11 protein-coding genes and 1 other annotated feature are annotated in these 8,486 nt (G+C 45.7%); of the genes, 9 read left to right on the plus strand and 2 right to left on the minus strand.

The features are described 5' to 3' along the window. Positions 1 to 103 precede the first annotated feature (103 nt). The 5 genes from HZY94_RS10820 (at position 104) to HZY94_RS08250 (ending at position 3,310) form a co-directional block, all read left to right on the plus strand. A complete protein-coding gene (locus HZY94_RS10820) occupies positions 104 to 331 on the plus strand; it encodes a DUF7679 family protein (protein ID WP_445081943.1) in 228 nt (75 codons plus the stop codon). A 117-nt stretch (positions 332 to 448) separates the two neighbouring features. Continuing rightward, positions 449 to 576: a sequence feature (ribosomal protein L20 leader region), on the plus strand. A 15-nt stretch (positions 577 to 591) separates the two neighbouring features. Then, complete coding sequence (gene infC, locus HZY94_RS08235) at positions 592 to 1,122, plus strand: translation initiation factor IF-3 (RefSeq protein ID WP_135037791.1); 531 nt, start codon at positions 592 to 594, stop codon at positions 1,120 to 1,122. 29 nt (positions 1,123 to 1,151) lie between these two features. Then, a complete protein-coding gene (rpmI, locus tag HZY94_RS08240; protein WP_135037788.1) occupies positions 1,152 to 1,352 on the plus strand; it encodes a 50S ribosomal protein L35 in 201 nt (66 codons plus the stop codon). 37 nt (positions 1,353 to 1,389) lie between these two features. Continuing rightward, positions 1,390 to 1,749 (plus strand): 50S ribosomal protein L20, encoded by a 360-nt coding sequence (gene rplT, locus HZY94_RS08245; protein WP_160332753.1) that lies wholly within the window; start codon positions 1,390 to 1,392, stop codon positions 1,747 to 1,749. 160 nt (positions 1,750 to 1,909) lie between these two features. After that, positions 1,910 to 3,310: a polysaccharide deacetylase family protein gene (locus HZY94_RS08250; RefSeq protein WP_179925760.1), complete on the plus strand. Its 1,401-nt coding sequence runs from the start codon at positions 1,910 to 1,912 to the stop codon at positions 3,308 to 3,310. Positions 3,311 to 3,441: 131 nt separating this feature from the next. Here HZY94_RS08250 and HZY94_RS08255 read toward each other — a convergent pair whose 3' ends face one another. Next, positions 3,442 to 4,050: a DUF975 family protein gene (locus HZY94_RS08255; RefSeq protein WP_179925761.1), complete on the minus strand. Its 609-nt coding sequence runs from the start codon at positions 4,048 to 4,050 to the stop codon at positions 3,442 to 3,444. Between the two features lie 85 nt (positions 4,051 to 4,135). Further along, positions 4,136 to 4,783 carry a uridine kinase gene (gene udk, locus HZY94_RS08260; protein WP_179925762.1) on the minus strand — a complete coding sequence of 216 codons (648 nt, stop codon included), beginning with the start codon at positions 4,781 to 4,783 and terminating at the stop codon, positions 4,136 to 4,138. A 94-nt stretch (positions 4,784 to 4,877) separates the two neighbouring features. Here udk and HZY94_RS08265 point away from each other — a divergent pair, with 94 nt between their 5' ends. The 4 genes from HZY94_RS08265 to HZY94_RS08280 form a co-directional block, all read left to right on the plus strand. Further along, positions 4,878 to 5,858, plus strand: coding sequence for a Gfo/Idh/MocA family protein (locus HZY94_RS08265; RefSeq protein WP_179925763.1), 981 nt, complete (start codon positions 4,878 to 4,880; stop codon positions 5,856 to 5,858). A 1-nt stretch (position 5,859) separates the two neighbouring features. Then, entirely contained in the window at positions 5,860 to 6,945 is a 1,086-nt protein-coding gene (locus HZY94_RS08270; RefSeq protein ID WP_179925764.1) for a DEAD/DEAH box helicase, read from the plus strand. 10 nt (positions 6,946 to 6,955) lie between these two features. Then, positions 6,956 to 7,570, plus strand: a complete 615-nt coding sequence (locus tag HZY94_RS08275) for a class I SAM-dependent DNA methyltransferase (RefSeq protein WP_179925765.1) — start codon at positions 6,956 to 6,958, stop codon at positions 7,568 to 7,570. Positions 7,571 to 8,118: 548 nt separating this feature from the next. Beyond that, a partial coding sequence (locus tag HZY94_RS08280; protein ID WP_257151889.1) for a reverse transcriptase domain-containing protein occupies positions 8,119 to 8,486 on the plus strand: 368 nt, incomplete at its 3' end.

The raw sequence follows: 8,486 nt of genomic DNA on the forward strand, positions 1-8,486 counted from the left end.
AAAATAGAGGTTCTAGAGGACTATTTGCCATGGTCTGAAATCATACAGAAGAATTGTCAATAAAAAAGGTTCCCGAGTCAATCAACTCTGGAACCTTTTTCATATACTTGGTTATAGCGCGCTTACGGTTAAAAGAAGTTTTTCGTTAAAGAAGCAACAAAGAAGGCGGACGCGCGGACAATTTCTGACAAAGGAAAATTGGCAGCAAGAGGGTTTTACAAATTTCCGTGATAGTCTGCGTTTTATCCAACACGACTATCCTCGTAAAAATAAATTAATCTTGTTGCTGGATTATGGTCGGTGGAAATGGCGACTCTCTAAAAGTCGGTGATCCAGTCGAAATGAAAAACAACTTTCAAGGGATCTGGAAGCGTTTCCAGAGTTTTAAATCCAAATAAATTAAAAAAAGTAGTTGACAGATAATCTTTATATGGTACAATGGATTACATGAGAAAAGCAGAAGTGAGAGCTTCTCGCCTTGCGACTAACGTTGTCTGGCTCTACGATTCAAGTCCTGAGTGGGATTCTATTCGTGTGAGTGGGTGTGCGTTAGCAGACCCACTCTTGTTTTTCTCGAAATAAAAAAAAGAGGTGAACACCATAGCAAAACAAGACTTATTCATCAATGATGAAATTCGTGTGCGTGAAGTTCGCTTGATTGGTCTTGAAGGGGAGCAGCTTGGTATTAAGCCATTGAGCGAAGCCCAAGCCATCGCTGATGACGCCAATGTTGATTTGGTTCTGATTCAGCCCCAAGCAAAACCACCGGTTGCTAAAATTATGGACTACGGTAAGTTCAAATTTGAGTACCAGAAAAAGCAAAAGGAACAGCGTAAAAAACAAAGCGTTGTGACCGTCAAAGAGGTTCGTCTAAGTCCAACTATCGACAAGGGTGACTTCGAGACAAAACTTCGGAATGCACGCAAATTCCTTGAAAAAGGAAATAAAGTCAAAGTGTCCATTCGATTTAAAGGTCGGATGATCACCCATAAAGAAATTGGAGCTAAGGTTCTCGCTGATTTTGCTCAGGCAACACAAGATGTTTCCATCATTGAGCAAAGAGCGAAAATGGATGGACGTCAAATGTTCATGCAATTGGCTCCCATTCCAGACAAAAAATAAAGTCTGATCACTAGAAAAGAGGAGAAATCATGCCAAAACAAAAAACTCACCGCGCATCTGCTAAACGTTTCAAACGTACTGGTTCAGGCGGACTAAAACGCTTCCGTGCTTACACTTCACACCGTTTCCACGGAAAAACTAAAAAACAACGTCGTCACCTTCGCAAAGCTTCTATGGTTTCTGCAGGAGACTTCAAACGTATCAAATCAATGCTTACAGGTCTTAAATAAGACACACTCGTATAACTAGAATCTGGAGGAAAACTAAATGGCACGTGTTAAAGGTGGCGTTGTATCACGCAAACGTCGTAAACGTATTCTAAAGCTCGCTAAAGGTTACTATGGAGCTAAACATATCTTGTTCCGCACAGCGAAAGAACAAGTCATGAACTCTTACTACTATGCATACCGTGACCGTCGTCAAAAGAAACGTGACTTCCGTAAACTATGGATCACACGTATCAATGCGGCAGCTCGTATGAACGGACTTTCATACTCACAAATGATGCATGGATTGAAATTGGCTGAAATCGAAGTGAACCGCAAAATGCTTGCAGACCTTGCAGTAAACGATGCGGCAGCTTTCACAGCTTTGGCAGACGCTGCAAAAGCAAAACTAGCTAAATAATCGTTTTGTCTCCCTTGGGTTTTCCAAGGGGGATTTGGTGTATTTTGGACTTAGGAAACTCTTCCCAAAATTCCTCACCTCATACCAGCAAAATCATTTGAATATTCCTGCTATCTATCGTACAATAGTTTTTAGGAAGACAGGAAAGAGAGTTTGGTTTGTGAAGAAAATTAGTCCGAAGAATTGGTTATTGTTGGGGGTCTTTTTGGGAATGTTGGCGGCGGCCCTTTTGTTGTTGCCGATGTTGCCGGAGCAATTTGACCGTTGGCAGGCCACATCCAAGATTGAGCAGCTCAAGCAGAAACATAAGGCCTTAGCCAAGGAGCCCAAGAGTAGCAAGCAGTATGGGCGTATTGGGCAGGCTGAGGTGGTCGCTTATTATCCCAGTAATTTGGAAAGCACTACCAATCAGCAAATTCAAGAGCTGATTTTAGCCGACACCCAGAAACTGAATCCAGAGGGTCAGGATAAGGATTTGAATGCCCTGATTTTTTATTTGGTGGATAAAGAAGAAGGGGCCTTTGCCAATACCCAGCAGGTGAAGCTTTTGAAAAGGGAGTACCCGATTTCCGCGACCTATGTAGGAACAGAAAAAGAGACTACTTTAGCTTCTTATTACTATACTGACGAGGGCAAACAGCTGCAGCTGGATGAACTCTTCCAGGATCCAGAGGCGGCCCAATCCAAGATGTTGGATATGATTAAGGCTAATCTTTTAGCCCAGAATCTCAATGCGGATCGTGTGGCAGAAGTTGTAGAAACCTTACAATACACCGACCTAGCCGATTGGGATTTCTATTATGACAAGAAAAGCTTCTGGATCCATCTCCCGCAAGCCATCGGTGAGGTAAAGCAAGTGGCGGTTCCCCTAACCATCTTGTTTGATGTAATCAATCCAGATATGCTTAAGGGGGCGGATGCAGAATCTTATCAGGCTTATATTGCTCCCTCAACCAAGAAGGTTATTGCCTTAACCTTTGATGACGGACCAGATAGCCAGTTAACACCTAAGCTACTGGACATTTTAGAAAAAGAAAAAGTTCCCGCAACCTTCTTTGTGTTAGGACGGAATGTGACAGGAAACGAGCATATTCTGAAACGGATGAGCAAGCGCGGATCAGAGATTGCCAACCATACCTTCAATCACCCCAACCTCCAGTTGCTTCCGACGGATGGAGCTCTGGCGGAGATTCGCGATACCCAAAGTGAAATCAAACGCGCTACAGGTCTCGATTCCAAGCTGTTCCGGCCACCATTTGGTAATTATACCAGTCAAACCCAACTTTACGGTGGTCTCCCAACCATCCTCTGGTCAGTGGATACCCTAGACTGGCAAAGCCACAATCCAGCCATGATTTTGGAACAGGTCAAGACCTATGCCCGGCCTGGCGGTATTGTGCTCATGCATGACATCCATAAGGAAACCATCGATGCCGTCCCAGCAGTCATCGACTACCTCAAAGAGGAAGGCTATAAATTTGTCACCGTCAGCGACCTACTTAAAATTAAGGGAATCGACCCTCAAGGCATCTACTATGACCGTGACGGTTTGATTGACTAGGACATGAGATGATTTAGAAAAAGAACCTGATTCTGTAGCCTACAGATTAGGTTCTTTTTTATCATCGGTAAAGAAGTGTTGAAAAAATGCTATACAGAAGCAAAAAAGCAAGGAAAACCATCCTTGCTTTTTTACAGGTCCAAAATTTCAGGGGTAGCTGCGGCTAATTGGCGGTAAAAGGCAGCTCGTGTTGTGAGTTGATAAGGAATCAGCCAGAAGCTTCCGATGCCGAATGTGAACGGGACTAGAAGCGCCCAACCGAGAAAACTGAGGTCTAAGAAAAAGAGCTCTAATTTATGGCCATCCATTAGCATGCGAGATTTGGTGATGGCTTCGGTTGGTTCAATCTCTCTTCCTTGAGCGACCAAGTCTTCAATAATATAGTTGGCCATGGAGTAGGAGTAGATTTTGATGAAGCCTGGAATAATGAAGAGAAGGCTCCAAAGAATCAAAAAGAGGTATTGAAGTAAACCGGTGATGAGGACTGGTACAAAACGTCCTTGGCGAAAGCTGGTGAAGACAGCTGTGAGGATATCTTCTTCCTTCTCTTGATCTAGAAGATTTAAGAAGGCCATTTGTCGACTAGCTGTAAAAAAGATGGCAAGGATTCCACCAAAGCCAGAGGTCAGAAAGGCTAACATACTTGGGAGTGTAAAGGTGAGTAAGCTTAAAATGACTGCCCAAGTCCAGTTACCTGAGAGTCTATTTTTCGCTTGCTTTTTTAATTCTGTTTGATTCATACAATCCTCCAATCATCAGTAACGAGGATTAGTATAGCAGATTGGTTGTCTTTGTCAAGCTGAAGAAAAAGACTAGGCTGGTGGCCTAGTCTTGGGATTCAGATGCTTCGGTTTCGCTGAGGATAGCTGCGATTTTAGTGTTGATTAAGTCAATCGCGACCTTGTTGGTGACCCCTTCTGGGATAATAATATCCGCATAGCGTTTGGTTGGTTCGATAAACTGGTGGTACATAGGTTTGACCACGTCTAGGTACTGGGTAATGACAGAATCGAGGCTCCGGCCGCGTTCTTCAATATCCCGTTTGATCCGGCGGATGATGCGGACATCGTCATCGGTATCTACGAAAATTTTGATATCCATTAGGTCGCGGAGACGTTTGTCTTCTAGAACCAGAATCCCTTCGACAATAAAGACATCTTGGGGTTCTTGGCGCAGAGTCTTGTTACTGCGGGTATGGGCAGTATAGTCATAAGTCGGAATATCGACTGGCCGGCCAGCCCGAAGCTCACTGAGTTGTTCAATCATCAAGTCTGTGTCAAAGGCAAAGGGGTGGTCATAGTTGGTTTTGACGCGCTCCTCTGGGGTTAGATGGGATTGATCCTTGTAGTAGGAATCGTGCTCAATCATCGCAATCTTCTCGTTGGGAAAGTTAGCGAGGATTGCTCGGGAGACACTGGTTTTACCTCCACCAGATCCACCTGTTACACCGATAATGATTGGTTTTTTATGCATGAGTAAGTCCTTTCTAGTTTCCTACTTATTGTACACTATTTTCTACGCTGTGTCAGTAGCTCCTTCTGTGATATAATGGGGCGAGGTGAAAAATATGATTACTTTTGGCATTTTAGCCATCAGCCCGATTGCCCATGAATGGATGACGGCTGTGAATGCGACTGGAGCCTACCGTCTGGGGGCGGTTTATTCCCGAACCTTGGCCAAGGCTCAAGATTTTGGGGAAGCCTACGGCTCTGAGGTTGTGGCCTACGATTCCTTGGAGGCCTTTTTGGCGGACCCAGCACTTGATTTAATTTACATTGCTTCTCCCAATGGTCTGCATGTAGCGCATAGCCGTTTGGCCTTAGAAGCTGGAAAACATGTGGTGGTGGAGAAGCCCGCAGTCTTACGGCCCGCTGAGTGGGCGGAGTTAGTTTCTTTGGCCAAGGAAAAAAAGGTTATGCTCTTTGAAGCGGCACGGAATGTGCATGAAAAGGCTGTAGCCCTTGTTGCCGATTTTTTGAAAGATCAGGAAATCTTGGGAGCCAATCTGCGTTACGGGAAATATTCTTCGAAAATGCCGGCGCTGTTGGCCGGGGAGCTGCCTAATGTCTTTTCTGCTAAATTTGGTGGCGGGGCTTTGATGGACTTGGGGATTTATCCTCTCTATCTAACTCATTACTGGTTTGGGAAACCGGACCGGGTCGCCTACCAGGCTCAAAAATGGGATTGGGATGTCGACTTGGCGGGTCAGGCTCAGTTGCTTTACGGTGATTGTCTGGTGACCCTCCAAACGGCTAAGAACTATACGACATATCTTCCAAGTGAGATTTATACCCGTCAGGGAACCTTGATTTTGGATTCGATTGAAGCTATCGGATCCGTTCGTTTTCGGGATTTGTCTGGCCAGGAGCAGGCACTACCAGTGACTGCTGCCAGTCACCAGATGGAAGAAGAGGCAGTCGCGTTTGAGTGGATGATCGAGGCAGAAGATTGGTCTGCCTGGGAGAACTGGGCCCAGCTAGCCCAGGATGTTCATGAGACTATCTGGAACTTGCGCCAGGACGCCACACTTGTATTTGAAGGAGATTAGAATGCTGACGAATTTTCCGAAAGCCTGGCAGGACCGCTGGCAGGCACAAGGTTTTGACCAAGCCACGCCGATTCAAGAGGCCCTCTGGCAACCACTGCAAGCCGGAGCTTCGATTCTGGGGATTAGTCCAACGGGGACTGGTAAGACCCTGGCTTATTTGTTGCCACTGTTATTGAAGTTACGCAAGGGGCAGGGGCAGCAGCTCTTGATTCTGGCTCCCAATAGTGAACTAGCGGGGCAGCTCTATCAGGTGAGCCAGGACTGGGCGGCTGATTTGGGGCTTAAAACCCAACTGTTTTTGGCTGGTTCCAGCCAAAAACGGCAAATTGAACGCCTCAAGAAGGGACCTGAGGTCTTGATCGGGACCCCAGGACGGATTCTGGAATTGGTTAAGTTGAAAAAGATCAAGCTGCTGTCCATTGAGACCATTGTTTTGGATGAATTTGATCAGTTGCTCAGCAGCTCCCAGTTGCCCTTTGTCGAGCGGTTGTTGGGTTATGTTCCAAAGCAACACCAACATGTTTATATGAGTGCAACCCAGGGCATTTCCATGGACCAGTTACAGGCAGGAACACAGCTAATTGCTGTGGCGCAAGATGAGGAAGCCAGTCATCTGCAGCATTTTTATATGCAGGTGGCCCAGCGCGACAAGGTAGCGACCCTCAGAAAGCTTTTGGCCTTAGAAGATTTTCGAGGTCTAGCCTTCTTTAATGCCCTGTCTGATTTGGGAAATGCGGAGGAGAAACTCCAATACCACAACCTATCAGCTTATTCCTTGGCTAGTGATATCAATCTGCAGATGCGCAAGCACATTTTGGATCGTTTTCGAGACGGTGCGATTTCCCTCTTATTGGCAACCGATTTGGTAGCTAGGGGGATTGATATCCAGGGTTTGGATTGTGTGATTCAAGTGGATTTGGCGCGTGATAAGGATAGCTATACCCATAGGGCAGGCCGGACTGGGCGGATGGGCCGTGAGGGAGTTGTGATTACCTTTGTCAGCCATCCTCAGGAATTGAAACAACTGAAAAAATATGCCTCTGTCCGAGAAGTAGTCCTAAAAGACCGTGAACTGTATATTTTGTAGGAGCAAGGCTATGGATCAGAATCGGACAAAAGCCATTTTCAAGCAAATGGCGGCGCACTATGACTCTCCAGAACGCAAACAAGTGGCGGCTGTTATTCACGAGGAATTGGAGCAGCGCTTGGAGCAGTTGGCAGGCAGGGATTTGTTGCTGGATTATGGCTGTGGAACGGGCTTAATGAGCTTGCCCTTTGCAGAGCATTTTTCCAAATTACTGCTGGTCGACATTGCAGAGGAGATGTTGGAACAAGTAAGGGGCAAGTGCCAGGCTCTGGAGCTGTCAAATGTTACTTTAAAAACAGTGCCAGAATTTCAAGTGGTGCAGGAGCAAGCCAATGCGATTTTGGTGGTTCAGACCCTGTTACATGTGGCCCAGGTAGAAGAACTACTGGAGCAGTTGGCTGCTCATTTACTTCCCGATGGCCAAATTTTCTTGATTGATTTTCTTGCACATGCGGACATTGACCATCCTTTAGTTCATCCAGGCTTTAGCCAGGAGGAACTGGTCTCTCTCTGCCAGCAGACTGGTCTTGAGCTGGTGGAATTTTCGCCCTTTTATACTGCAGATGGCCTCTTTATGGGCCAGCGGGCGACTCTTTTTGTGGCTGTTCTACAACATTCAAACTAAGCTGTTTGGGAAGCTTCCCAAACAGCTTTTTTCCGTACGACGGGCATGTCGTATATCTGAGGTGCAAGTCCTCTGTGGGCACCTGCTACCGGTGAACCCAATAGCGACTCCCAAGCCTGACTATCGTGAGGTAGCGGGGAGAGGAAGGGATAGCGAAATCGTGGCTCTACGAACAGAAATGTGATATGAAGGCGTATGTAGTGGATGAGGAGGCTGAAAGCTCTAAAGTCCCAAAAGGTAGTCGTAACCTATATGCGTAGATCACGAGAGTAAACGAGGAAAGATATACGACTTATCCCGTGAGGTCTCATGAGCGTCGTAGACGTAGTAACAACGAATCATGAGAAGTCAGCCGAACCCATAGTAGTAATGAAGTTTCTGTAATGGAAATGGAGCGAAGGGGTGAACAATTAACCGAAGTAATCCTACTTCACTTGTGTCTGTAAAAGAACGGTCTGATAGAACTGGAGACGGTCACGTATTGACTAGGAGAAGGTTCACGAATATAAGATGTCCCTCAGACACCGAAACAAGAAAGGAATACACACATGTCAGAATTGCTAGATAAGATATTATCTCGGAACAATATGCTTGAAGCCTATCATCAGGTAAAAAGAAACAAGGGTTCTGCTGGTATCGACGGAGTTACCATTGAGGAAATGGATAATTTCCTACGGCAACATTGGCGAGAAACCAAGGAACTTATAAAGCAGAGGAAGTACAAACCTCAACCAGTTTTACGAGTTGAAATTCCTAAGCCAAATGGTGGCGTCCGAAATCTTGGGATTCCTACAGTCATGGACAGAATGGTGCAACAAGCGATTGTGCAAACCATCAGTCCAATCTGTGAAAGACACTTTTCAGAGTATAGTTATGGCTTTCGTCCCAATCGCTCTTGTGAGACAGCTATTATTCA

This window comes from Streptococcus danieliae (assembly GCF_013415245.1).
Classification (GTDB): domain Bacteria; phylum Bacillota; class Bacilli; order Lactobacillales; family Streptococcaceae; genus Streptococcus; species Streptococcus danieliae_A.